Raw genomic sequence first — 24,919 nt, forward strand, 5'->3', positions numbered from 1 at the left:
GATGCCGCCGCAGTGCAGGGTGTGCTCGGATGCGCGCGTTTGTGGCTGCGGGAGCGACTGGGAGAGAATAGAGCAATGGCTTATGAGTTCGAACGCACCCACAGAATTGCTGTACTCGGTGGAGGGCCTGGCGGTTATGAGGCTGCCCTCGCCGGAGCGCAGCTGGGCGCGGAGGTCACGCTGGTCGAGCGGGCCGGAGTCGGCGGCGCCGCGGTACTCACCGATGTGGTGCCGTCCAAGTCGCTGATCGCGACCGCGGAGGCCTCGAACTCGATCAAAGAGGCAGCAGACCTCGGCGTGCAGTTCTATGTGCGCGGTGGCGACGGAGCAGCGGTGCGCCCGGAGGTGGCCATCAACCTGGCCGCCGTCAACAAGCGTCTGCTCAGCCTGGCCCGGCAGCAGTCCGAAGACATGAAGGCCAATCTGCTCCGCGCCGGCGTGCGCCTGGTGCAGGGCGAGGGGCGCCTGGACGGCTCCGGAGCGCTCATCGTCTCGACCGCCCGCGGCGAGGCCGGCACCGACTTCGAGCGGATCGAGGCCGACACCATCGTCGTCTCCGTGGGCGCCAGCCCGCGCGTGCTCGCCTCCGCTGTCCCGGACGGGGAGCGCATCCTCACCTGGACGCAGCTGTACGACCTGCAGACGGTGCCGGAGCACCTGATCGTGGTCGGATCCGGCGTGACCGGCGCCGAGTTCGCCTCCGCCTACCGCGCCCTCGGCTCCAAGGTGACGCTGATCTCCAGCCGCGACCAGGTGCTTCCCGGCGAGGACGCCGACGCCGCCCACGTGATCGAGAGCGCATTCAAGCGCAACGGCATGCGTGTGCTGAACAAGTCCCGCGCCGACTCGGTCGTGCGCACCGATACCGGTGTCATCGCCACCCTCTCTGACGGCAGCACCGTCGAGGGCAGCCACTGCCTGATGGCCGTCGGCGCCATCCCCAACACCGCCGACATCGGCCTGGAGGAGGCCGGCGTGCAGCTGGACGAGTCCGGGCACATCCGGGTGAACCGGGTGGCGCGCACCTCGATGCCGAACATCTACGCCGCCGGCGACTGCACCACCTTCATGCCGCTGGCCTCCGTCGCCAGCATGCAGGGGCGCACCGCCGTCTTCCACGCCATGGGCGATGCGGTCAACCCGCCCGCTCTGCAGAACATCACCTCGAACATCTTCACCCAGCCGGAGATCGCGACCGTCGGCTGGACGCAGAAGCAGATCGAGGAGGGCATCCGCCGCGGCGAGATCTACAAGCTGCCGCTCGCCTCCAACCCGCGCGCCAAGATGATGGGCATCAAGGAGGGCTTCGTGAAGCTCTTCGCCAGCCGCGGCACCGGCACCGTCATCGGCGGCGTCATCGTCGCGCCGAAGGCCAGCGAGCTGATCTTCCCGCTGGCGCTCGCCGTCGAGAACCGCCTCACCGTCGACCAGATCGCCGACGCGTTCCCGGTGTACCCGTCGCTGAGCGGCAGCATCTCGGATGCCGCCCGCGCGATGCACATCGTCAACAACTAGCGCGGCCCTCGGTCTCGATACGGCCGTGGCCGGCCTACTCGACCAGCGGGAATGTGGCGAGCCCCCGACCCGGTGGTCGAGTAGCGAGGAACGAGCGTATCGAGACCCGACCCGGTGGTCGAGTAGCGAGGAACGAGCGTATAGAGACCCGACCCGGTGGTCGAGTAGCGAGGAACGAGCGTATCGAGACCCGACCCGGTGGTCGAGTGGCGAGGAACGAGCGTATCGAGACCCGACCCGGTGGTCGAGTAGCGAGGAACGAGCGTATCGAGACCCCGCGACTTAGCGGAACGCGCTCTCGCCGGTGATCCGGCGGCCGATCAGCAGCGCCTGGATGCTCTCGGTGCCCTCGTAGGTGTGCACGGCCTCCATGTCGATGAGGTGCCGGATCACGTGGTTCTCCAGCAGCACCCCGTTGGCGCCCATCATGTCGCGGGCGAGGGAGGCCACCGCCCGCGCCTTGCGCGTGCAGGTGTACTTGGCCATGGACGCCATCACCGGGTCGAGCTCGCCGCGCGCGTCGAGCTCGGCCAGGTGCTTGCAGTGCATCTGCATCGAGATGATGTCTGAGAGCATCTGGGTCAGTCGCTCCTGCACGATCTGCGACTGGGTGAGCGGGCGGCCGAACTGCACCCGCTGCCTCGAGTAGTTGAGCGCCGCCTCGTAGCAGGCCACGGCGTGGCCGAGCGCCGACCAGGCGACGCCGAGCCGTGTGGCGTAGAGAACGGTGGAGGTGTCGGCGAAGCTCTGCGTGCCCGGCAGCACGGCGTCCTCCGGCACTCGGACGTTGTCCAGCGTGATCCGGGTCTGGTGCACGGAGCGCAACGCCATCTTGCCGGTGAGCACCTCCGCGCTGTAGCCGGGGGTGTCCTGCGGCACGAGGAAGCCGCGCACGGGCCCGCCGCGGTGCTCCGGGTTGTCGCTCGGCACCCGCGCCCAGACGATCGTGACGGCGCCGCCCAGCCCGTGGCCGATCCACTTCTTGGTGCCGTTGATCACCCAGCCGTCGGCATCCGGAACGGCCGTGGTCTCAAGCGCGACCGAATCGGAGCCGTGCAGCGGCTCGGTCAGCGCGAATGCCGCGAGTTCCTCTGCTCGCTCGACCGGCACCAGCCAGCGCGCCTTCTGGGCCGGGCTGCCGTGCAGCGCGATCGTGCGCAGAGCCAGACCGCCCTGGATGGCGATGATGGTGCCGAGCGAGCCGTCGCCGCGGGACACCTCCATGGTGACAAGGCCGGCCGCCAGCGGAGAGAGGGTGCGCAGGCCGTCGCCCGCGACGCCGTCGTTCAGCAGGCCGAGCTCACCCATCCGGCGCACCCGCTCGAGCGGGTAGTCGGCGTTCTCCCACGCCTCGTTGATCGTGGGCCAGATCTCCTCCACGAAGCCGCGGGCCGTGTGCCACGCGGCCCTGTCGGCCTCCGGGATGTCGGAGAACACACGATAGAAATCGGTGTCGAGCGGCTCGGAGACGTCGTAGTCCTGGATCACGTGGGCCCTCCCATTCAGGCGGCACCCGGTGCGGCGTCGCGCGGTTCCATCAGTCTGCCGCCGCGGCGCCGCCATGTCGAGAGGCGTAGTGTTGCGCGGAACGATCGGAGGCCCAGCATGACCGAAACCAGTTCAGGCCCCGAGGAGGTCGACCTTCTCGTCATCGGCGGCGGCAAGGCGGGAAAGACGCTGGCCGTGGCCAGGGCGAAGGCGGGCGAGCGGGTCGCCATGGTGGAACGCGGCATGATCGGCGGCAGCTGCATCAACGTCGCCTGCATCCCGACGAAGACGCTCGTGACCAGCGCCCGCGCGCTCGCCACATTCGCCAGAGCAGAGAAGCTCGGCATCCGCAGTTCGTCGGCCGCCGTCGACCTGGCCCTGCTGCGCGCGCACAAGGAGGGCGTGGTCGGTGACATGGTCGACATGCACCGCACCCTGTTCGCGGGCAGCGGCATGGACTTCATCCTCGGCAGCGCCCGGTTCACCGGCCCCCGCACGGTCGAGGTGGCCACGGATGCCGGCGGCACCCGGACCCTCCGCGGACGCCGCGTGGTGCTGAACACTGGCACGCGCCCCAGCATCCCCCGGATCCCCGGGCTCAGCCGCGAACAGCTGAAGACGAGCGAGGACATGCTGCGGCTGGAGGGGATTCCGGAGCGGCTCGTCGTGGTCGGCGGCGGCTACGTCGGCTGCGAGTTCGCGCAGATGTTCGCCCGGTTCGGCAGCGCCGTCACCATGATCGTGCGCGGGCCGCGGCTGCTCGCGCGGGAGGAACCGGAGGTCTCTGAGGCTATCGAGAGGGCGTTCGCGGAGGACGGCATCACCGTGCTGCACGACGCCGCGATCGAGCACGGCCGAGCCGTTTCCGGCGGGCTGGCGCTGACGCTCTCGACCGGCGGGGAGCTGCGAGCGGATGCCGTGCTCGTCGCGGTTGGCCGGGAACCGGTCACCGACGGGCTCGACGTGCAGCTGGCTGGCGTCGAACTGGACGAGCGCGGTTACGTCGTCGTCGACGACGAGCTTCGCACCAGCGCCGACCGGGTGTGGGCCGTCGGCGATGTGGCCGGGCATCCGCAGTTCACCCACGTCAGCTACGACGACTTCCGCATCGTGCAGCAGAACCTCGACCTCGCCAGCGACAGCCCCGGCCACGCCAGCACGCGCGGCCGCCTGGTGCCGTCGGTCGTGTTCGTCGAGCCGGAGATCGCCAACGTCGGCCTCAGCGAGGCCGAGGCGCGGGAGGCCGGCCACGACGTGGTCGTCGCCAGCCAGCCGGTGCTGGCCGTGCCGCGATCGCGCACACTGCGGCAGACGGACGGCTTCTGGAAGATCGTCATCGACAGGGACAGCACGCGGATCCTGGGCGCGACTCTCGTCGGCGCCGACTCGGCCGAGGTGCTGTCGGTGATCCAGACGGCCATGCTGGCCGATGCGCCGTACACGCTGCTGCGCGACGCGATCTTCGCCCACCCGGCGATGGCGGAGGGCCTGGCGACCGCCTTCGCTAACGTCAAATTCCGTTGAGAGCGGTCAAATGGCCACTTTTCGATGCGAAAAGTGGCCATTTGACCGCTCTCAACGGACCTGCGCGGGGCGCTAGTCGATGATGCTCATCAGCAGGTGGCCGGAGGAGACGGTGGAGCCGACGGCGGCATTGACCGGGCCGACGGTGCCGTCACGGTGCGCCGTGATCGGCTGCTCCATCTTCATGGCCTCGAGCACGACGATGAGGTCGCCCTTGACGACCTTGTCGCCCTCTGCGACGGCGAGCTTGACGATCGTGGCCTGCATCGGTGCGGTGACGCTGTCGCCGGTGGAGGTGTTCACGGCGCCGGAGGCCTTGCGGCGCGGGGCGGGGCCGGCCGTCAGCTCGGCGGAACCGGGCAGCAGACGGGTCGGCACGGTCACCTCGATGCGGCGTCCGTCCACCTCGACGACGACGCTGTGGCGCTCCTGCGGGGCGGCGGCCTCTTCGCCGGTTCCGCTCCACGGCTCGATCTCGTTGACGAACTCGGTCTCGATCCAGCGGGTGTACACGCCGAACGGGGCGCCGCCCTCCGGCGCGAAGGCCGGGTCGTTCACGACGGCGCGGTGGAACGGCAGTACGGTCGGCAGCCCGGCGACCTCGAACTCGTCCAGCGCGCGGCGCGAACGCTCAAGTGCCTCTTCGCGGGTCGCGCCGGTGACGATCAGCTTGGCCAGCAGTGAGTCGAACGATCCAGAGATCACGTCGCCGGCCTGAACGCCGCTGTCGACGCGCACGCCGGGGCCGCCGGCAGGCTTGAAGACGTGGATCGGGCCGGGGGCCGGCATGAAGTTGCGGCCGGCGTCCTCGCCGTTGATGCGGAACTCGAACGAGTGCCCGCGCGGGGTCGGGTCGGCGTAGTCGAGCACGCCGCCCTCGGCCAGGCGGAACTGCTCGCGGACCAGGTCGATGCCCGTGATCTCCTCGGAGACGGGGTGCTCCACCTGCAGGCGGGTGTTCACTTCAAGGAAGGAGACGGTGCCGTCCTTGCCGATGAGGAACTCGCAGGTGCCTGCACCCACGTAGCCGACCTCTTTGAGGATGGCCTTGGACGCACGGTACAGCTCGGCGTTCTGCTCCTCGGTGAGGAACGGCGCCGGTGCCTCCTCGACCAGCTTCTGGTGGCGGCGCTGCAGCGAGCAGTCACGGGTCGACACGACGACGACGTTGCCGTGCGCGTCGGCCAAGCACTGGGTCTCGACGTGGCGCGGCTGATCGAGGTACTTCTCGACGAAGCACTCGCCGCGGCCGAAGGCTGCGATGGCCTCGCGGGTGGCCGACTCGAACAGCTCGGCCACCTCGTCGCGCTCACGAGCGACCTTGAGGCCGCGGCCGCCACCGCCGAAGGCGGCCTTGATGGCGACGGGCAGGCCGTGCACGTCGACGAAGGCGAGCACCTCTGCTGCGTCGGCGACGGGGTTCAGGGTGCCGGGCGCCAGCGGCGCGCCGACCTTCTCGGCCACGTGGCGGGCAGAGACCTTGTCGCCGAGCTGCTCGATGGCCTCGGGGCTCGGGCCGATCCAGACCAGGCCGGCACCGATCACGGCGCGGGCGAAGTCGGCGTTCTCGGCGAGGAAGCCGTAGCCGGGGTGCACGGCGTCGGCGCCGGAGCGGCGGGCGATCGAGAGCAACTTGTCGATGACGAGGTAGGTCTCGGCGCTGGTCGTGCCGTCGAGGCCGTAGGCCTCATCGGCGAGGCGGGCGTGCTGGGCGTCCCGGTCCTGGTCGGCGTAGACGGCGACAGAGAGGATTCCGTGATCGCGAGCGGCCCGCATCACGCGAACGGCGATCTCGCCTCGGTTAGCAACGAGGACCTTGGTTATACGAGGCATAGTTCCCTAGCTTATTGCCCCGAGCAGGCCCGCCTTTGGCTGGTATCGACAAACATGTCGAAGAAGAGCTGCGGATGCCGACAATTGCGGCCGTGCTCAGCCGCGGTTCCAGAGGCTCGGCCAGTCCACGCCCAGCTCCCGCACCAGCTCGCGCAGGGTCGACAGGGAGAGCCCGACGACGGTGCTCGGGTCGCCGTCGACCCGGCGGATGAACGGCCCGCCCAGGCTGTCGATGGTGAACGCGCCGGCCACGGCCAGGGGTTCGCCGCTGGCGACGTAGGCGTCGATCTCGGCCTCGTCCGGCTCGGCGAAGGTGACGGTGGCCATGTCGGCCCGGCCGACGGCGGCACGAGCCCGGCCGCCGCGGTGGTCGATCAGCCAGTGGCCGGACCACAGCTCGCCGCTCCGCCCGCGCTGGGCCAGCCAGCGCTCCCGGGCCACGGCCGGCTCGTGCGGCTTGCCGAAGATCTGCCCGTCGAAGAGGAACGCGGAGTCGCCGCCGAGGATCAGGCCGTCGATCGGTGCCCCCGCGACATCCGCCCCCACGATCGCCTCCGCCTTGGCCTGGGCCAGCAGCTGCACCATCTCGGGCGCGGGGAGCGGGCCGCGCTCGGCCTCGACCCGAGCGACGAGCGCCTCCTCATCGACGCCGGGGGAGTGCGTGAGTGGTTCGATGCCGGCGGCCCGCAGCGTTGCCAGCCGTGCGGGGGAGGTGGAAGCGAGATAGAGGCGCATGGGGTCAATTTAATACGCTCGCGGTGTGGGACGATCAATGTATGGGTAATCGAGCACGTTCTGCAGCATCCGCACGACCGGCGAAGGCCGCACCAGCACGCGGGAGCAAGCGAGCACAGCCTGGCGCGCAGCCGCAGGCCGCACAGGCGCCACGGGCCCGGGTGGCGAAGCCGGCCGGACCGGCTGTCGGCACCGAGGTCGAGCTCGACGTCACCAACGTCGCCCACGGCGGGGTCTTCGTCGCCCGGCACGAGGGTCGTGTCATCTTCGTCAGCGACACCATGCCCGGCGAGAAGGTGCGCGCACGCATCACGGATGACGGCCACGCCAGCTTCTGGCGTGCAGAGACGCTCGAGGTCATCGACGCAGCGCCCGAGCGCCGCGATCACGTCTGGGCCGAGGCGGCGCTCAGCCGCGACCCCGCCCAGCGCGCAGGTGGAGCCGAGTTCGGCCACATCACTCTGGACGCGCAGCGCACGCTGAAGGCAGCCGTGCTCGCCGACTCGCTGCAGCGCTTCGCCAAGCTCGGTGCCGACGTCACCGATGCCGTGGTCGTCGAGGCCATCGCCCCCGCCAGCGACGCGCCTGCCGGTGCGGAGCAGGACGGCACCGGCTGGCGCACCCGCGTGCGCCTGCAGGTCGACGAGCAGGGCCGGGTCGGACCGTACGCCGCCCGCTCGCACAGCGTCATCCCCGTCACCTCCCTGCCGTTGGCCACGGCCAGCGTGGCCGAGCACGCCCCGCTCGACCAGCGCTTCCCCGGCGCCGCGTATGTCGACGTCATCGCGCCGAGCGCCGACGCCACTCGCCTCGTCGTCGTCGAGCGCGACGCCAAGGGCCGCCCGGCCCAGCCCGCCACCCAGACCATCTACGAGGTCGTCAACGAGCGCACCTTCCAGCTCTCGGCCGGCGGCTTCTGGCAGGTGCACGCCAACGCGGCAGACACCCTGTACCGTGCCGTGCAGTCCACCATCGACGAGGCCGACTTCGACCCGCGTGCCGCCAACCTCGACCTCTACGGCGGTGTGGGCCTGCTGGCCGCCGCCGTTGGCGACAAGTTCGGCGAGACTGTGCGCATCACGACCGTCGAGTCGGATGCCGTCGCCACCGACCACGCGGCAGAGAACCTGGCCGAATGGGTCGGCGCCGCCGCCATCACCGACCGGGTCGACCGCTACCTGGCCCGCGTGAACCGCGACGCCTCCGCCGCGGAGCGCGCCCGTCTGCAGGCCGCGACCGTCGTGCTCGACCCGCCCCGCGCCGGTGCGGGCAAGGCCGTCATCGACTCGCTGGCCGCACTGCGCCCGCGCCAGTTGATCTACGTGGCCTGCGACCCCGTCGCCCTGGCCCGCGACATCGGCCTGCTGGCCGGCCACGGCTACGAGCTGGCCAGCCTGCGCGCCTTCGACCTGTTCCCGAACACCCACCACGTCGAGGCCGTTGCCCGACTGGTGCCGACCAACTAGGCGATGGAGCAGATGTTGACGACAGAGCAGGCATTGGTGCGCGTTGCGATCGTCGATGATCACGAGTCGGTTCGACTCGGGATCACGGCGGCGTGCGCGGCGGCCGGTTACGACGTGGTGAGTACCGCCGCCACCGCACAGGCGTTGATCGACGGCCTCGACGGCCGCCCGATCGACGTGGTCGTGCTCGACCTCTCGCTGGGCGACGGCTCCCGGGTGACCGACAACGTCAAGATCGCCCAGGCCACGGGCGCGGCCGTGCTGGTGCACAGCATCGCCGACCGGGTGGCCAGCGTGCGCGAGGCCCTCGCCGCCGGTGTCGCCGGCGTCATCCCCAAGTCCTCGCCGACCACGACCGTGATGGCCGCGATCGCGACCGTCGCCCGCGGCGAGGTGCTGAACAACCTCGAGTGGGCCACCGCAATCGATGCCGACCGCGACTTCGCCAAGGCGCAGCTCGGCCGGCGCGAACGCGATGTGCTGCACCTCTACGCATCCGGCCTGCCGCTCAAACTCGTTGCCGGGCAGCTGGGCATCGCCCACTCCACCGCGCGCGAATACCTCGACCGCATCCGGATGAAGTACGTCGAGGTCGGCCGCCCGGCCCCGACCAAGGTCGACCTGCTGCGCCGCGCCGTCGAAGACGGCATCCTCCCCGGCCTCGACCAGGAAGGTGAGGATGGTCGCGGTTAGCCCCGCGCAGCAGCCGGTTCGAGGGGGCACCGGCATCAAGGCGATCAGCGCCGCAAAAATCGAAGTCATCGCGGCCCGCGCCGTCGGTATCTTCGGCATCGTCTTCGGCCTGCAGTGCCTGCCGATCATGATGCGCCAGCTGCCATACCTCGACAGAGGCTGGGCGGATGCCGTCAACATCGCGGTGTTCGGCGGGCTCATCCTCGTCGCCGTCGCGGGCACGTTCAACCGATTTGTGCGGCTCACCACCAGCTGGGTGGCCTTCTCCTACCTGATGGCCCTGCTCGTCTGGCCGCTGACCGTGGTCGACGCCACGCCGTTCGCCACCCAGGCGCCGTGGCTCTGGTTCATCTGCACGGTGGCCACCGCGTGCGCCGCCGTTGCCTTCCCGGTCGTCTGGGCTGCCTCATACACGGTGCTCGTTCCCGTCGTCTACGGCCTCATCCGCACCCTCCCCGCCGGTGGCCAGGCCGACACTGCGCTGGCCGCGCTGGACGCGCTGTACGCCATCATGCTGGGCCTGGTCGTGCTCATCATCATCACGATGCTCCGGCAGGCCGCGACCGCCGTCGACGTAGCGCAGATCGCCGCGCTCAACAGCTACACCACGGCCGTGCGCCAGCACGCGACGGAGCTGGAGCGGATCGAGGTGGATGCCATCGTGCACGACAGCGTGCTCACCACGCTGCTCTCCGCTGCGAACGCGCGCACCGAGGCCGACGCGGAACTCGCGGCCAGGATGGCCAGGGAGGCGATCGCCAAGGTGGATGCCGCCAGCAGCGCGCTCCCCGGCAGCGACCGCGTCATCCCCGTCGTGCACCTCGAACGCCGGCTGCGCGCCGCCGTCGCCGGGTTCTCGGCTCCGGTGAGCGTGACCGTCGCCCAACTGGCCGGGCACACGCTGCCGGCACAGGCCACAGAGGCGATGTACTCCGCTGCCGTGCAGGCGCTGGTGAACAGCCTGCAGCACGCGGGCGGCACAGGAAACGAGCCCGCAGCCCGCCGGCCGGTCCGCCGCACGCTCTCAATCCAGGCCGACGACGCCGGCACGGTGCGGGTGGAGATCGCCGACACCGGCATCGGGTTCGACGTCGAGGCAACACCCGCCGCCCGCCTGGGCGTTCGGGTTTCGATCCTGGAGCGCGTCGCCTCGGTCGGCGGTGTCGCACAGGTGCAGAGCGCCAGCGGGGAAGGCACAACGATCGTGCTGGAATGGCCGGCTTCGAGCGAGGACGCGACAGCATGATCACGATCCCGCGGCTGCTGATCCTCGCCCTCGGCGCCTTGTTCTCCGCGTACCACATCGTCCTCGGCATCTACGCGCTGGGCGTTCCGGCCACGCCCTGGCCCTCCCTGGTGGCGATGGCGCTCTACGCCGTGGCCACCCTGATCAGCCTGTGGCCGAGCAGCCCGACCCAGATGCCGCTCTGGCTGGGCGGTTTCACGCTGGCAACGGTGATCGCCCTGCCCTTGCTGGTGACCAGCCAGCTGGATCCGCACGCCGACAACGGCTACGCCACCTGGTATGTCGCCGCGGTCGGCACACTGATGACGATCGCCGCCGCCAGAAGGCGCCTCGCGGTCGCGTGGGCCGGTGTCGCCTTCCTCGCCCTGCACACCGTGATCTGGGCCGGTCCCGGCGCGCTCGGCGGCATCGGTGTCGTCGGCAGCATCGTCTGGGTCGCCGTCGCGCACATGCTCGGGCTGCAGCTGGCGAAGGCCGGGCGTGACGCGAACCACTTCCTGCGGGCAGAGCGCGAGGCGACAGAATGGCAGGCCGCGCAGGACGCGCACCTCTACGAGCGGCGGTTCCGGCTGGCCCAGACCAACCGCATCGCGGCGCCCATGCTGCGGCGTATCTCTGACCTCGGCGGCGATCTGACCGATGGGCAGCGCCAGGAGTGCCGCAACCTCGAGGCGGCGATCCGTGATGAGATCCGCGGACGGATGCTGCTGAACGACCGTGTGCGCGCCGCCGTGCGTGCAGCGAGGGGACAGGGCGCGATCGTCACCCTGCTCGACGAGGGCGGAATCGACGAGCTGTGCGACGAGGAGCGGGGCCGCGTGCTGGACACGCTGGCCGAGGCGATCCAGGGCAGCGCCGCCAACAAGATCATCGCCCGCACCGTCTCTGACGGCTCGGAGACGGCCGTGACGGTCGTCGGCCTGCGGCTGAGCGACGGCGGCAGCGCGAGCGCGCTCGGCCAGGAGGAGCTCGACGACGAGGTCGAGCTGTGGCTGGAGATCCCGCGCCGCGCCTGAGCCGCGGCGGCCTCCGGCCCACGGCATCGCGGTGACTGTGCGGTGAAGGGCTGTTCGCTGAAGGGCTGTGTTGCGCGGGCCTCGGCGAATGCGCAAAGTGAGGAAGTCTTCACAAGACAGTTGGAAACCGAAAGGGAGTCGGCCCGAAGGTCGACTCCCTTTCGAGAATCCGAGTCAGGGCGGCAACCCGAATGCAACCCTGACTCGCCCCCAAAACACTCGCCTGCTTACCCTAGTCGGCGAGTGATTGGTGGTGTAACTCAATGAGAGACACCTAGCAATAACTATATTGGCGGGCGTGAAAGCTTCTGAATAGTCGTCATTTAGGGGGACATTGGGGGACAAGTCCCACGATGGGGGACAAGCCTCGGGTCGGCCGTTAGAGTGCGGGGCGGGACCAGCGGCCGTGCCCCGGCGTGAGGGGTTCGCGGAGCGGCCGCTGGGAGCGCTGCCAGGCCGAGACGCCGTGGCCGGGTGCCTGCCCGAGCATGCCGGACTCCTGCTCCAGCTGGGCGGCGAGCACGACCGCGACCGCGGCGCGCTCGGTGTCCGACACCCGCCGGGTGATGAAGTGGAGGCTCGCCGGGTCCAGACGCGGTGCCTGCTCGCCGGTCACAGCGGGATGTTCCCGTGCTTCTTGGGCGGCAGGCTGGCGCGCTTGGTGCGCAGCGCCCGCAGCGCCTTGACCACGGCGATGCGGGTCGCCGCCGGCTCGATCACGCCGTCGAGCTCGCCGCGTTCGGCCGCGAGGAACGGGCTGGCCACGTTGTAGGTGTACTCGTTGGCCAGCTTGGTGCGCACGGCGCCGACGTCCTCGCCGGCCTCCTCTGCGCGCTTGAGCTCCGGGCGGTAGAGGATGTTCACGGCGCCCTGGCCGCCCATCACGGCGATCTCGGCCGTCGGCCAGGCCAGGTTCATGTCGGCGCCGAGCTGCTTGGAGCCCATCACGATGTACGCTCCGCCGTAGGCCTTGCGGGTGATGACGGTCACCAGTGGCACCGTCGCCTCCGCGTAGGCGTAGAGCAGCTTCGCGCCGCGGCGGATGACGCCCGTCCACTCCTGGTCGGTGCCGGGCAGGTAGCCGGGCACGTCGACCAGGGTGAGGATCGGGATCGAGAAGGCGTCGCAGAAGCGCACGAAGCGGCTGGCCTTCTCACCGGCGTCGATGTTCAAGGTTCCGGCCATGGCGTTGGGCTGGTTGGCGACAACGCCGACCGAGCGGCCCTCGACCCGGGCGAAGCCGATCAGGATGTTCGGGGCGAACAGCGGCTGCACCTCAAGGAAGTCGCCGTTGTCGACCAGGTGCTCGATGATCGTCTTCATGTCATACGGCTGGTTGGGCGAATCGGGGATGATCGTGTTCAGCTTGCGGTCGGCATCCGTGATCTCGAGCTCGACCTTGCTCTCGTACACGGGCAGCTCTGCCATGTTGTTGTCGGGCAGGAAGCTGACCAGCGCGCGGGCGTAGTCGAGGGCGTCCGGCTCATCGCTGGCGAGGTAGTGAGACACGCCAGAGACCTTGTTGTGGGTCAGCGCGCCGCCGAGCTCCTCCATGCCGACATCCTCACCGGTGACGGTCTTGATGACGTCGGGGCCGGTGACGAACATCTGGCTGGTCTTGTCGACCATGATGACGAAGTCAGTGAGGGCGGGGGAGTACACCGCGCCGCCGGCTGCCGGGCCCATGATGATGGAGATCTGCGGGATGACGCCGGAGGCCAGCGTGTTGCGGCGGAAGATCTCGCCGTACTTGCCGAGCGCGACGACACCCTCCTGGATGCGGGCTCCGCCGGAGTCGAGGATGCCGATGATGGGCACGCCGGTCTTCAGGGCGTGGTCCATCACCTTGATGATCTTCTCGCCGGCGACCTCGCCGAGCGAGCCGCCGAAGATCGTGAAGTCCTGGGAGTACACGGCCACCTGGCGGCCGTGAATGGTGCCGAGGCCGGTGACGACGGCGTCGCCGTATGGCCGCTTGGCGTCCATGCCGAAGGCGTGCGTGCGGTGCCGCACGAACTCGTCGAGCTCGACGAACGAGCCGGGGTCGAGCAGGGACTCGATGCGCTCGCGCGCCGTCATCTTGCCCTTGGCGTGCTGCTTGGCGATCGCCGCCTCACCGCTGGCCGTGACGGCCTCGTGGTAGCGCTGCTTCAGGTCGGCGAGCTTGCCCGCCGTCGTGTACATGTCGGGGGCCGCGGTGCTGGAGTTCTCGGTCACGCGGTTCACTCTATCCTGCATGGAGGGGCGCATTCCTTTGACGATTCCCTACAAAGTTGCCCGCAGAGCTTGTGCCCGGGCGTGCTGGCCCGGTGCGGTGATTGCCGGGCTCAGGCACAATGGCAACAGCCGCCAGCCAAGGAGTTTCATGAGCATTCCCGCATCGTCCCTGCCCCCAGAGGCCGCGTTCCCCCAGAGCGCCGCACTGACTGCGCGCTTCACCGCGCTGGCCGAGACCGGCTCAACCAACGACGACCTGGTCGCCAGGGCGACGGGCGACGAGGCGGTGGATTGGCCGGACTTCTCCGTGCTGATCACCGACAATCAGACCCGCGGGCGTGGCCGTTTGGGCCGCACCTGGCTGGCTCCCACCGGCAAGTCGCTGGCCATCTCGGTGCTGCTGCGGCCGAGCCTCGCCGACGGCTCGTCGCTGCCGCTCGGCAGCTACGGCTGGTTCCCGCTGTTGGCCGGGGCGGCCATGACCAAGGCCGTGCGCCAGGTGGTCATCGCCGGGCACGAGCTGACGGTGGCCGAGGCCGCCGCCGCGGGCGAGGAAGACGTCGCCGAGGCGCCGCCGGTGATGCTCAAGTGGCCGAACGACGTGCAGATCTCTGGGTACAAGGTCAGCGGCATCCTGAGCGAACTCCTCCCGATCACCGCCGGCGGCGCCCCGGGCGGCGTCGTGATCGGTGCAGGGCTCAACGTCTCGCTGGACGAGCACGACCTGCCCACCCTCACCTCGACCTCGCTGACGCTGGTGACCGGGTCAGCGGTGAGCCCTGACGCCGTGCTCGCCGGCTACCTCAGCGCGCTGGCCGAGCTCTATCGCTCCTTCCTCGCGGCGGGCGGCGACGCCGTGGCGAGCGGCCTGCATGCAGAGGTGAGCGCCCTCTGCGGCACCCTCGGACAGGACGTGCGGGTCGAGCTGCCGGGCGGCGGCGAACTGCTCGGCAGCGCGGTCGCGATTGAGAGCGACGGCCGGCTGCGGGTGCGCGAGCGTTCCAGCGGGGAAGAGACGTCTGTCGCAGCGGGCGATGTGACGCATCTGCGGTATTAATGGGGGTATGACGAACCTCGGTGGAGCAGGCCTGCCCGCGGCGGGCGGATTTCCGTCGTCGAGCGCGGGCCAGCAGTCGACCGCCCCGGCCGAGCACGTCATCGCCCGGCTGCGCCGGCACGGTCGGATGCTGTTCTGGCCGACGGTCCTGCTGCTCGCCGTGGCCGCGGCCACCGGCTACTTCTACGGCCGGATGCCCGAGGAATGGCAGAACGTCGCGATCCTGATCGTCGCCGCGGTGCTGGTGGCCGTCGGCTTCATCGCCCCCTTGCTGGCCTGGCTGAGCCGGCGCTACACGATCACCACCCGGCGCGTGATCGTGCGGCACGGCTTCTTCGTGCGGGTGCGCCAGGAGCTCATGCACAGCCGCGGTTACGAGATCAGTGTGCGCCGGTCGTGGCTGCAGAGCGCCTTCCGCACCGGCGACATCCTGATCAACACGGGGCTCGAGCAGCCCATCGTGCTGCGCGACGTGCCGAACGCCTCCCTCGTGCAGCGCGTGCTGCAGGAACTGATCGAGGGCAGCCAGGGCGGACTCGCGGCCCGTCGGCCCGGCGGGCAGGGCGCGCCGGACGACCACACGGTGGCCTGGGGCGAGCGCTAGCCCGACCCGACTAGTCGGCCAGGGCGGCCGAGCGGCTGGGAGCGAACACCCAGTAGCGGTAGAGCAGGAAGCGGAAGGCAGCGCCGAGAGCCAGCCCGACGACGTTCGAGGCGATGTTGTCGGCCAGCAGCGACGTGAAACCGAGCACCTCGCGGGAGAACCAGAGGCAGCCGACGGCGATTCCCATGCCGGCGACGCTCACCAAGAAGAACTCGATGCCCTCACGCAGGGTGTTGCGGGTGCGCTGCTTGCCGAAGGTCCACAGCCGGTTGCCGATCCAGTTGATGGCGATCGCGACGGTCGTCGAGATGGACTTGGCGATGATCGGGCCGGATGCCACGAGCTCCGGGCTCAGCACGGTGGTGCGCAGCAGGTTGAACAGCGTGACATCCACCACGAAGCCGACCAGGCCGACCGCGCTGAACTTCGCCGCCTGCACTATGACGGTCTGAAGTCGTGCGGGCAGCTGGGCCATGAACGGATCCCATCGGTTGAAGTGTGCCCTCAATTGCGTGCGGCTGAATTGGGAGGCTCTGTGATGCGCGAAGATAGAAGCACGACGCGCAAGGCAGTTTACGGCTCTGCGCTCGCGTGATGCTGGAAGTGTGCTGCGCGGCATCCGCGATTCACCTGAAGATTTTGAGAGAGTGCGATCCCATGATTGTTGGAGTGATCGGTGGCGGCCAGCTGGCCCGGATGATGATCCCCGCCGCGGTGAACCTGGGCATCGAGATCCGCGTGCTCGCGGAGACCGACGGCATGTCCGCCGAGCTGGCTGCCAGCGGTGTTGGCGACTACCGCGACCGTGCGACCGTGCTCGCCTTCGCCGAGACCGTCGACGTCATCACCTTCGACCACGAACACGTTCCGCAGGAGATCCTGCACGCCCTGCTCGAGCAGGGCACCCCGGTGCACCCCGGCCCCGACGCGCTGCTCTACGCGCAGGACAAGCTGCTGATGCGCGCCAAGCTCTCTGAGCTCGGCCTGCCCGTGCCCGACTGGGCGGCCATCGAGAACGCCGAGCAGCTCGGCGAGTTCCTCGAGGCGCACGGCGGCCGTGCCGTCGTGAAGACCCCGCGCGGCGGCTATGACGGCAAGGGCGTGCGTGTCGTGCACGCTGCCCACGAGGTTGACGACTGGTTCCTCGCGCTCGCCGAGGACGGCCGCGGCGGTGCGCTGCTGGTCGAGGAGCTCGTCGAGTTCACCCGCGAGCTAGCCCAGCTCGTCGCCCGGCGCCCCTCCGGTGAGATCGCCGCCTGGCCCGTCGTGGAGACGGTGCAGGCCGGCGGCGTGTGCAGCGAGGTCATCGCGCCGGCGCCGCACGCGGCAGGGCGGGTGGCGGATGTCGCCGCCGACATCGCCATCACGATCGCTGAGGGCATCGGCGTCACCGGTGTGCTCGCCGTCGAGCTGTTCGAGACCACCGACCAGCGGCTGCTGGTCAACGAGCTGGCCATGCGACCGCACAACAGCGGGCACTGGTCGCAGGACGGCTCAACCACCAGCCAGTTCGAGCAGCACCTGCGCGCCGTGCTCGACCTGCCGCTCGGCGGCACCGGCACACGCGACGCCTGGACGGTCATGGTCAACATTCTGGGCGGGCCGGCATCCGGCAGTCTCGCCGACCGCTACGCCGAGGCTTTCGCCGCCCACCCGACGGTCAAGGTGCACAACTACGGCAAGGATCCGCGCCCCGGCCGCAAGATCGGGCACGTCAATGTCGGCGGCGACGACCTCGACGATGTGACGTATCAGGCGCGAGCCGCTGCGGCTTTCTTTCAGGACTGAGCCATAGCATTATCTGGTGCCTGAAGACCTCGCGACCTCCGACTCTGCCCACGACCCCGTGACCCCCGCCCTCGTCGGCGTCGTCATGGGCTCGGACTCCGACTGGAACGTCATGTCGGCTGCCGCCGAGCTGCTGCGCGAGTTCGGGGTGCCGTTCGAGGTCGAGGTGCTCTCCGCACACCGCACCCCGGAGAAGATGATCGCCTACGGCAAGTCGGCGCACGCCCGCGGCCTCAAGGTCATCATCGCCGGTGCCGGGGGCGCTGCCCACCTGCCCGGCATGCTGGCATCCGTCACCACCCTGCCCGTCGTCGGCGTTCCCGTGCCGCTCGGGCTGCTGGACGGCATGGACTCCCTGCTCTCGATCGTGCAGATGCCCGCCGGCGTTCCGGTGGCCACAGTATCGATCGGCGGCGCCAAGAACGCCGGGCTCATCGCCGTGAAGGTGCTGGCGACGGCCGACGACAGACTCAGCGTTGCGCTCGCGGACTACGCCGAGAACCTCGCCGACATCGTCGAGCAGAAGAACGCGGCCCTGCAGGCCCGCCTATGAGCGCGTACACGCACAGCGCTCAGAGCCCGATCCGCTACCCGGACGCCGGCTCCACGAGCGTGATGACCAAGCGCGCCTGGTGGCTCGTTGTGCTCAACTTCTTGATTCCAGGCGCCCCTCAGGTGTTGGCCGGCAGCCGCCGGCTCGGCCGTTTCGGGCTGGCCTGCACGCTGACGCTCTGGACTCTGGCCATTGTGGCCCTCGTCATGTGGCTGCTCTGGCCGACCGTGCTGCTGAACATCGCCGCGAACTCGATCAGCCTGTGGATCGCCGCCGCGCTGCTGCTGTTCTACGCCGTCGTCTGGCTGGTGCTCTCGCTCGACACGCTGCGCCTCGTGCGCCTGGTGCGCACCAAGCCGTCGGCGCGGGCCTGGATCGCCGGCCTTGCCACGGTTCTCATGGTCGGCTTCTCCGGCACCGCCGCCTACGGCGCCTACATCGCAACGACCACCAGCAGCTTCCTCTCCTCCGTCTTCATCGCCGGCCCGAGCGAGGACCCGGTCGACGGCCGCTACAACATCCTGCTGCTCGGCGCCGACACCGGCGCCGACCGCGAGGGCACCCGCCCGGACAGCATCTCGGTTGTCAGCATCGACGCCAAGACCGGCCAGGCCGTGACCATCGGCCTGCCCCGCGACATGAAGTACTTCCCGTTCCCCGAGGGGTCTCCGCTGGCTGCCGTCTACCCGGAAGGGTACGGCGCCATCGACGGCTGCGAGGTCGGCGAGCCCGACGGATGCCAGCTGAACTGGGTGTACAGCGAGGTCGACCTGGTCAGCCCCGAAATGTACCCGGACGCGCGCAAACACGGCAGCGAGCCGGGCGTCGAGGGCATGCGCTCCGCCGCAGAGGGCATCACCGGCCTGACCATCCAGTACTACGCTCTCGTGGACATGCAGGGCTTCTCCGACCTGATCGACGCGCTCGGCGGGGTCACCATCGACGTGCCGAGCGACGTGCCGATCCACGCCGACGAGACGTTCACCACCGTCGCGGAATGGATCCACGCCGGCAAGCAGAACCTCGACGGCTACCACGCGCTCTGGTACGCGCGCTCCCGCCACGACACCAGTGACTACGACCGCATGGCCAGGCAGCGCCAGCTGCAGGACGCCGTGCTCAAGCAGTTCAACCCGACCAATGTGCTCTCCAAGTTCGAGGACATCGCGAAGGCCGGTACGAAGGTCGTCAACACCGACATCCCGCAGAGCATGCTCGGCTACTTCACGCAGTTGGCGATGAAGACCAAGGAGCTGCCGATGGTCAACGTGGAGCTCGTGCCGGACAACGGCGTCGACCCGCTCGACCCCGACTTCGACTACATCCGCCAGCTCATCGACGAGGCGCTGAACCCGCCGGTGTCGACAGAGGACCCGGCCCCCGCCGAATAGGTTTGTGGGGCCAGCTCCGCTGGTGGAGCCTGTCGAAACCTGTGCGATTCCGCTGGTTGAGCTCGTCGAAACCTGTGCAGCTCCGCTGGTTGAGCCTGTCGAAACCCGTGCGGCTCCGTTGGTTGAGCCTGTCGAATCCTGTGCGATTCCGCTGGTTGAGCTTGTCGAAACCTGTGCGGCTCCGTTGGTTGAGCCTGTCGAAACCTGTGCGGTCTAAAGGTCGGCGTGCAGTTGCCAGACGCGCTCAGCGGCGTCGCGCCAGCTGAACGCCCGGGAACGGTCGCGGCCGGCGATACCCATCCGCTCTGCACGTGTGGGGTCTTCGAGAACCGTCGTGACGGCCTCGGCCAGCCGCTCCGGGTAGCCCGCGGCATCCTCACGCTCGACGACGATGCCTGCATCGCTGGCCACCTCGACGAGCGCGGGGGCGTCGGAGTGCACGACGGGCACGCCGAAGGCGAACGCCTCGATGATCGACGACGAGAACCCCTCGGAGAGGCTGGGCGCGACGAACACGGCGGCGCGCGAGAGCACGACGGCCAGGTCGGACGCGGAGAGCTTGTCCAGCGCGAACACGCGGCCCTCAGGCAGTCCGGCGTCGTCGGCGACGGCCGCCAGCTCGACGTCGCCCCAGCTGGGTGCGCCGAGCACGACGAGGGGGAGGTCGGGGCCGCCGGGGTTGCCGAGGCCTTCGACCAGTGCGGCGACGCCCTTGCGCGGCTCAAGCGTTCCCGACGTCAGGATGAAGCGTTCCGGCAGCCCCAGTGCGGCAGCCCGCTTGTCTGCGTCGGACGGTAGAACCAGGCCCGTGCGGGCAGCGCCGGGGATGACGCGCACGCGGTCGCCGACGGAGAACCGCTCCATCAGCTCTTCAGCCAGCGCGTGCGAGGGCACCACGATGGCATCCGCATGCTTGCGGGCGCGGCGCATCATGGCTTTGTGCCAGGCGACGGCGGGTGCCGAGAGCGAGGACGGGTGGGTCCAGGCGAGCAGGTCGTGCACGGTGACGGCAACCTGCACGCCGTCGTTCACCCGGTCGTGGCGGCGAAGCGGTGCGAACAGCCCTGGCGCGTGGATCATGCCGCCGCCGCTGTTGCTCGTCGTGAGGCCCAGCTGCCACGCGGCCGCGAGCTCCCGGCGGGGGAGCGTCGTCGTGTACAGGCCGCGCAGGCCAGGCAGGGCCGACTCGAGACGCTCGTACTTCTCCCGCTGGGTCGCAGACACGATTCCCTCGACGTCACAACCGCGCGGCGCCGCCTGAATCAGGGCGCGAGTGATTTCCTCGCTGTACAGCCCGATTGGCCCGGGGGCCGGGGCGATGATCTGATCGACGACGACGCGCAGGGTGGTCATGGTGTTCTCGGCCTGAAGCCCTACTGGCCCTGGGCCTTGTAACGAGCCTCGGTGGCGTCCTTCTGCGGAGCCCACCAAGACTCGTTGTCGCGGTACCAGGCGATCGTGTCGGCCAGGCCGGCCTCGAAGTCAGAGAACTGCGGTTCCCAGCCGAGCTCGGTGCGCAGGCGGGTCGAGTCGATGGCGTAGCGCAGGTCGTGGCCGGGGCGGTCGACGACGTGGTCGTAGGCGTCTGCGGGCTGGCCGAGGCCGACGAGGATCATCTCGACGACCTCCTTGTTGTTCTTCTCGCCGTCGGCGCCGATGAGGTAGGTCTCGCCGATGACGCCCTTGTCCAGGATCGTGAGCACGGCGGAGGAGTGGTCGTTGGCGTGGATCCAGTCGCGCACGTTCTCGCCGCTGCCGTAGAGCTTGGGGCGTTCGCCGCGCAGCACGTTGGTGATCTGACGCGGGATGAACTTCTCGACGTGCTGGTAGGCGCCGTAGTTGTTCGAGCAGTTCGAGATCGTGGCCTTGACGCCGAAGGAGCGCACCCAGGCGCGCACCAGCAGGTCGCTACCGGCCTTGGTCGAGGAGTAGGGGCTCGACGGGTTGTACGGGGTCTGCTCGGTGAAGCGGTTCGGGTCGTCGAGCTCGAGGTCGCCGTAGACCTCGTCGGTGGAGATGTGGTGGAAGCGCACGTCGTGCTTGCGGGCCGCCTCGAGCAGCGTGAAAGTGCCGATGATGTTGGTGTCGAGGAACGGACGCGGGTCGTCCAACGAGTTGTCGTTGTGGCTCTCGGCCGCATAGTGCACGACGGCGTCGGTCTCGGCGAACAGGCTGTCGACGAGCGCGGCGTCGCTGATGTCGCCCTCCACGAAGGTGAAGCGGTCGGCGGGCAGGCCTTCGAGCGAGGCGAGGTTGCCGGCGTAGGTGAGCTTGTCGAGTACCGTCACGCTGTGGTCGGTGTTGTCCAACACGTAGTGCACGAAGTTCGAACCAATAAAGCCGGCGCCGCCGGTCACAAGGAGTCTAGACACCCCGTCATTCTAGCCAGAGCCACCCGAGCGGATGCCGAGAGGGGCGGGGCACCGTGCTGACGCGTGTGCCGGGCTGGCATGTTTCGCCGATATCGCCGACGGTCGTCGCCGTTCGTTCAGGAGGCCTGCGCTACGTCGGGAGGCCGTTCCCGCCCACTTCTGGCCTCCCAATCCTCCGAGCGCCTCCGAATCGTGTGCCCGCGGCCGGCCGCCCCGTCTCGCGGATGCCGCGGGCTCCGGCTTCCGCGGATCCGCTCAGGGCTTCGGTCGCAAGCTCCCTCAGCCGCCGGGAGAGGGCAGTGAGCCTCGTCCCGTCCCCGTTCCCCGTCGGCTGAGCGAGGAACGAGCGAAGCCCGGGTTCCAACGCACACCCGTTGGTCGAGGTGGGCGCGCGCAGCGGATGCCGCGGGCTGCGGTTCCCGCGGGGCCGCTCGGGGCTTCGGTCGCAAGCTCCCTCAGCCGCCGGGAAATACAGCAGGGAATCGCTCGCCGCGTCGGCTGAGCGAGGAACGAGCGAAGCTCTGGAGTCAACGCACACCCGTTGGTCGAGGTGGGCGCGCGCAGCGGATGCCGCAGACTGCAGTCTCAGCGGATCCGCTCGGGGCTTCGGTCGCAGGCTCCCTCAGCCGCCGGGAAATACAGCAGGGAATCGCTCGCCGCGTCGGCTGAGGGAGGAACGAGCGAAGCTTTGGAGCCAGCGCACACCCGTTGGTCGAGTGGGCGCGCGCAGCGGATGCCGCAGACTGCGGTTCCCGCGGAATCGCTCAGGGCTTCGGTCGCAAGCTCCCTCAGCCGCCGGGAGATAGCAGTGTGCCTCGTCCCGTCCCCGCCCTGTCGGCTGAGCGAGGAACGAGCGAAGCCCTGGAGCCGACGCACACCCGTTGGTCGAGATGGGCGCTCGCAGCGGATGCCGCAGGCTGCAGTTACCGCGGATTCGCTCAGGGCTTCGGTCGCACGCTCCCTCAAGCCAACGGGGAAGGGGCGGGAGCCGCCCGGCCAGCGCTAGGCGGCGGGCTGGGCCACTGCGCCCGTTGCCACGGCCTCGGCCAGGGCTTCGCGCCAGTCGCGCATCTCCGGCAGGCCGGCAGCGGCCCACGCGTCATGGCCGAGCACGGAGTACGAGGGGCGTGGGGCCGGGCGCACGAACGCCGTGCTGTCGGTGGGCTGCACACGCTCGGGGTCGAGGCCCACCTCGGTGAAGATCGCCTGGGTGAAGTCGAACCAGGAGGCCGCTCCGGAGTTGGTGCCGTGGTAGGCACCGGCGGGGGCATCCGACTCTGCGAGCAGCACGATCTGGCGGGCCAGGTCGGCCGTCCAGGTGGGCTGGCCGAGCTGGTCGACGACGACGCTCACGGTGGGGTGACTGCCGGCCAGGCGCAGCATTGTCGCCGCGAAGTTCGGGCCGTGCTGGCCATAGAGCCACGCGGTGCGCACGATGTAGGTGCCGGTGGGGTGTGCAGCGGTGGCGAGCTCCTCGCCGGCTGCCTTGGTGCGGCCGTAAGCCGAGATGGGCGCGCGCGGGGCGGTCTCGGTGTATGGCGAAGTGGCCACGCCGTCGAAGACGTAGTCGGTGGAGACCTGGATCAGCTTGGCACCCGCCTCGCGGGCGGCGATAGCGAGGTTCTGGGCGCCGACCGCATTCACGGCATATGCGGCATCCTCGTTGGTCTCGGCATCGTCGACCTTCGTGTACGCCGCCGCGTTGATCACGACGTCGTGGCCGGCGACGGCCGCACGAACGGCATCGAGGTCGGTGACGTCGAGGTCGGCACGGCCCAGGGCGGTGACCTCCCGGTCAGCGAGGGCGTTCTGCAGGTCGGTTCCGAGCATGCCGGACGCTCCGGTAATCAGGTATCGCATGGGTCAATGTTAAACCGGGGAGGGGCCAGCACTCGTCCACGGCTCTGTCAGGCGCCGATTGCTAGACTCTCAGGCGTGCAAATCCGTGAACTGAGCATTCCAGACAGCTACGAGATCACCCCCAAGCAGTTCGGCGACGACCGCGGGGTCTTCCTCGAGTGGTACCGCTTCGACAAGCTGGAAGAGGTCGTCGGGCACTCGATCGACCTCAAGCAGGCCAACACGTCCGTCTCCAAGCGTGGCTCCGTGCGCGGCATCCACTTCGCCGACATCCCGCCGAGCCAGGCCAAGTACGTCACGGCACCGCACGGCGCCGTGCTCGACTTCGTGATCGACATTCGCGTCGGATCGCCGACATTCGGCAAGTGGGACTCGGTGCTGCTGGACGACAAAGACCGCCGTGCCATCTACATCGCCGAGGGTCTCGGGCACTGCTTCGTGGCGCTGACCGACAACGCGACCGTCAGCTACCTGGTCACCGACACCTTCAACCCGACTCGTGAGCACGGCATCAACCCGCTCGACCCCGAGATCGGTCTGGAATTCGGGATCGATCTCAGCGAGGCACTGCTCTCGCCCAAGGACACGGACGCCCCGAGCCTCGCCGAGGCGGCGGCATCCGGACTTCTGCCCAGCTGGGAAGCAGCCAGGGCCTACTACGACACTTTGAACGCAAAGGCATAAACATGCGCGGAATTATTCTGGCCGGCGGTTCCGGCACCCGGCTCTGGCCGATCACCAAGGGCATCTCCAAGCAGCTGATGCCCATCTACGACAAGCCGATGATCTACTACCCCTTGTCCACGCTGATGATGGCCGGCATCAACGAGATCCTGATCATCACCACGCCCGAGTACAACAGCCAGTTCCGCGCCCTCTTCGGCGACGGCTCCGACCTCGGCATCTCGATCCAGTACGCAGAGCAGCCATCGCCCGACGGCTTGGCCCAGGCGTTCATCATCGGCGAGGAGTTCATCGGCGACGAGAGCGTCGCCCTGGTGCTCGGCGACAACATCTTCCACGGCACGGGCCTCGGCTCCGCGCTGCGCAAGCACAACGAGGTCGACGGCGCGCTGATCTTCGCCTACCAGGTTAGTGACCCCACCTCCTATGGCGTCGTCGAGTTCGACGATGACTTCACCGCCGTCTCCATTGAGGAGAAGCCGGTCAAGCCGAAGAGCAACTACGCCGTTCCCGGCCTGTACTTCTACGACAACTCGGTCGTCGAGATCGCCAAGACGATCGAGCCGAGCGCCCGCGGTGAGCTGGAGATCTCCACCGTGAACGAGCGCTACCTGCAGGCGGGCAAGCTGCAGGTGCAGGTGCTCGACCGCGGTACGGCCTGGCTGGACACCGGCACATTCGAGTCGATGATGCAGGCGTCGGAGTACGTGCGCGTGATCGAGGACCGTCAGGGTTTCAAGGTCGGATGCATCGAGGAGATCGCGTGGCGCGCCGGCTGGATCGACGACGCGCAGCTCGCGGGCCTCGCCGCCCCGCTCGTCAAGAGCGGCTACGGCCGGTACCTGAAGCGTCTGGTCGAAACCGAGTAGAACGACGA

The 24,919-nt window shown here is 69.2% G+C and carries 22 protein-coding genes; 13 read left to right on the forward strand and 9 right to left on the reverse strand.

The window, feature by feature from the left end:
• Positions 1-75 precede the first annotated feature (75 nt).
• Positions 76-1,515: an NAD(P)H-quinone dehydrogenase gene (locus AWU67_RS01815; RefSeq protein ID WP_067225983.1), complete on the forward strand. Its 1,440-nt coding sequence runs from the start codon at positions 76-78 to the stop codon at positions 1,513-1,515.
• A 282-nt stretch (positions 1,516-1,797) separates the two neighbouring features.
• Here AWU67_RS01815 and AWU67_RS01820 read toward each other — a convergent pair whose 3' ends face one another.
• Positions 1,798-3,003: an acyl-CoA dehydrogenase family protein gene (locus AWU67_RS01820; RefSeq protein WP_234407319.1), complete on the reverse strand. Its 1,206-nt coding sequence runs from the start codon at positions 3,001-3,003 to the stop codon at positions 1,798-1,800.
• 117 nt (positions 3,004-3,120) lie between these two features.
• On the opposite strand from AWU67_RS01820, the gene AWU67_RS01825 reads away from it, so the two are divergent.
• Positions 3,121-4,527: a dihydrolipoyl dehydrogenase family protein gene (locus AWU67_RS01825; RefSeq protein WP_067225986.1), complete on the forward strand. Its 1,407-nt coding sequence runs from the start codon at positions 3,121-3,123 to the stop codon at positions 4,525-4,527.
• A 72-nt stretch (positions 4,528-4,599) separates the two neighbouring features.
• Here AWU67_RS01825 and AWU67_RS01830 read toward each other — a convergent pair whose 3' ends face one another.
• Positions 4,600-6,360 carry an acetyl/propionyl/methylcrotonyl-CoA carboxylase subunit alpha gene (locus AWU67_RS01830; protein ID WP_067225990.1) on the reverse strand — a complete coding sequence of 587 codons (1,761 nt, stop codon included), beginning with the start codon at positions 6,358-6,360 and terminating at the stop codon, positions 4,600-4,602.
• A 96-nt stretch (positions 6,361-6,456) separates the two neighbouring features.
• On the reverse strand, positions 6,457-7,095 hold the full coding sequence (locus AWU67_RS01835) for a Maf family protein (protein WP_067225993.1): 639 nt from the start codon (positions 7,093-7,095) through the stop codon (positions 6,457-6,459).
• A gap of 161 nt (positions 7,096-7,256) precedes the next feature.
• Here AWU67_RS01835 and AWU67_RS01840 point away from each other — a divergent pair, with 161 nt between their 5' ends.
• From AWU67_RS01840 to AWU67_RS01855, 4 genes are read left to right on the forward strand one after another with little or no spacing between them, the layout of a single operon-like run.
• The gene (locus tag AWU67_RS01840; protein WP_067225996.1) at positions 7,257-8,561 is read left to right on the forward strand and encodes a class I SAM-dependent RNA methyltransferase; all 1,305 of its coding nucleotides are present in this window, start codon (positions 7,257-7,259) and stop codon (positions 8,559-8,561) included.
• Between the two features lie 12 nt (positions 8,562-8,573).
• On the forward strand, positions 8,574-9,254 hold the full coding sequence (locus AWU67_RS01845; protein WP_425339191.1) for a response regulator: 681 nt from the start codon (positions 8,574-8,576) through the stop codon (positions 9,252-9,254).
• Positions 9,241-10,500 (forward strand): sensor histidine kinase, encoded by a 1,260-nt coding sequence (locus AWU67_RS01850; protein WP_067226003.1) that lies wholly within the window; start codon positions 9,241-9,243, stop codon positions 10,498-10,500. Before AWU67_RS01845 ends, AWU67_RS01850 begins: the two co-directional genes overlap by 14 nt.
• Positions 10,497-11,516, forward strand: coding sequence for a hypothetical protein (locus AWU67_RS01855; RefSeq protein ID WP_067231899.1), 1,020 nt, complete (start codon positions 10,497-10,499; stop codon positions 11,514-11,516). Before AWU67_RS01850 ends, AWU67_RS01855 begins: the two co-directional genes overlap by 4 nt.
• A 379-nt stretch (positions 11,517-11,895) precedes the next feature.
• On the opposite strand, the gene AWU67_RS01860 is transcribed toward AWU67_RS01855, so the two are convergent.
• On the reverse strand, positions 11,896-12,132 hold the full coding sequence (locus tag AWU67_RS01860) for an acyl-CoA carboxylase epsilon subunit (RefSeq protein WP_234407320.1): 237 nt from the start codon (positions 12,130-12,132) through the stop codon (positions 11,896-11,898).
• Positions 12,129-13,700 carry an acyl-CoA carboxylase subunit beta gene (locus AWU67_RS01865; RefSeq protein WP_234407404.1) on the reverse strand — a complete coding sequence of 524 codons (1,572 nt, stop codon included), beginning with the start codon at positions 13,698-13,700 and terminating at the stop codon, positions 12,129-12,131. Before AWU67_RS01865 ends, AWU67_RS01860 begins: the two co-directional genes overlap by 4 nt.
• 181 nt (positions 13,701-13,881) lie before the next feature.
• On the opposite strand from AWU67_RS01865, the gene AWU67_RS01870 reads away from it, so the two are divergent.
• Entirely contained in the window at positions 13,882-14,790 is a 909-nt protein-coding gene (locus AWU67_RS01870) for a biotin--[acetyl-CoA-carboxylase] ligase (protein WP_082716700.1), read from the forward strand.
• Between the two features lie 7 nt (positions 14,791-14,797).
• A complete protein-coding gene (locus AWU67_RS01875; protein WP_234407321.1) occupies positions 14,798-15,394 on the forward strand; it encodes a PH domain-containing protein in 597 nt (198 codons plus the stop codon).
• Between the two features lie 10 nt (positions 15,395-15,404).
• On the opposite strand, the gene AWU67_RS01880 is transcribed toward AWU67_RS01875, so the two are convergent.
• Positions 15,405-15,869, reverse strand: coding sequence for a GtrA family protein (locus AWU67_RS01880; RefSeq protein ID WP_067226012.1), 465 nt, complete (start codon positions 15,867-15,869; stop codon positions 15,405-15,407).
• Positions 15,870-16,051: 182 nt separating this feature from the next.
• Between AWU67_RS01880 and AWU67_RS01885 the strand changes: the two genes are divergently transcribed.
• The 3 genes from AWU67_RS01885 (at position 16,052) to AWU67_RS01895 (ending at position 19,126) form a co-directional block, all read left to right on the forward strand.
• Complete coding sequence (locus tag AWU67_RS01885; protein WP_199922330.1) at positions 16,052-17,182, forward strand: 5-(carboxyamino)imidazole ribonucleotide synthase; 1,131 nt, start codon at positions 16,052-16,054, stop codon at positions 17,180-17,182.
• An 85-nt stretch (positions 17,183-17,267) separates the two neighbouring features.
• Positions 17,268-17,735 carry a 5-(carboxyamino)imidazole ribonucleotide mutase gene (gene purE / locus AWU67_RS01890; RefSeq protein ID WP_067231912.1) on the forward strand — a complete coding sequence of 156 codons (468 nt, stop codon included), beginning with the start codon at positions 17,268-17,270 and terminating at the stop codon, positions 17,733-17,735.
• Complete coding sequence (locus tag AWU67_RS01895; RefSeq protein ID WP_067226019.1) at positions 17,732-19,126, forward strand: LCP family protein; 1,395 nt, start codon at positions 17,732-17,734, stop codon at positions 19,124-19,126. Before purE ends, AWU67_RS01895 begins: the two co-directional genes overlap by 4 nt.
• A gap of 213 nt (positions 19,127-19,339) precedes the next feature.
• Here AWU67_RS01895 and AWU67_RS01900 read toward each other — a convergent pair whose 3' ends face one another.
• The 3 genes from AWU67_RS01900 to rfbD form a co-directional block, all read right to left on the reverse strand.
• A complete protein-coding gene (locus AWU67_RS01900) occupies positions 19,340-20,479 on the reverse strand; it encodes a glycosyltransferase family 4 protein (protein WP_067226023.1) in 1,140 nt (379 codons plus the stop codon).
• A 20-nt stretch (positions 20,480-20,499) separates the two neighbouring features.
• Complete coding sequence (gene rfbB, locus AWU67_RS01905) at positions 20,500-21,498, reverse strand: dTDP-glucose 4,6-dehydratase (RefSeq protein WP_067226027.1); 999 nt, start codon at positions 21,496-21,498, stop codon at positions 20,500-20,502.
• A 1,002-nt stretch (positions 21,499-22,500) separates the two neighbouring features.
• Positions 22,501-23,358 (reverse strand): dTDP-4-dehydrorhamnose reductase, encoded by an 858-nt coding sequence (gene rfbD, locus AWU67_RS01910; RefSeq protein ID WP_067226031.1) that lies wholly within the window; start codon positions 23,356-23,358, stop codon positions 22,501-22,503.
• A gap of 75 nt (positions 23,359-23,433) precedes the next feature.
• On the opposite strand from rfbD, the gene AWU67_RS01915 reads away from it, so the two are divergent.
• Positions 23,434-24,042 (forward strand): dTDP-4-dehydrorhamnose 3,5-epimerase family protein, encoded by a 609-nt coding sequence (locus AWU67_RS01915; protein WP_067226034.1) that lies wholly within the window; start codon positions 23,434-23,436, stop codon positions 24,040-24,042.
• Positions 24,043-24,044: 2 nt separating this feature from the next.
• Positions 24,045-24,911: a glucose-1-phosphate thymidylyltransferase RfbA gene (rfbA, locus tag AWU67_RS01920; RefSeq protein ID WP_067226037.1), complete on the forward strand. Its 867-nt coding sequence runs from the start codon at positions 24,045-24,047 to the stop codon at positions 24,909-24,911.
• The last annotated feature ends 8 nt before the right edge of the window (positions 24,912-24,919 follow it).

The sequence above is a fragment of the Microterricola viridarii genome, from assembly GCF_001542775.1.
In the GTDB taxonomy this organism is placed as follows: Bacteria; Actinomycetota; Actinomycetes; order Actinomycetales; family Microbacteriaceae; genus Microterricola; species Microterricola viridarii_A.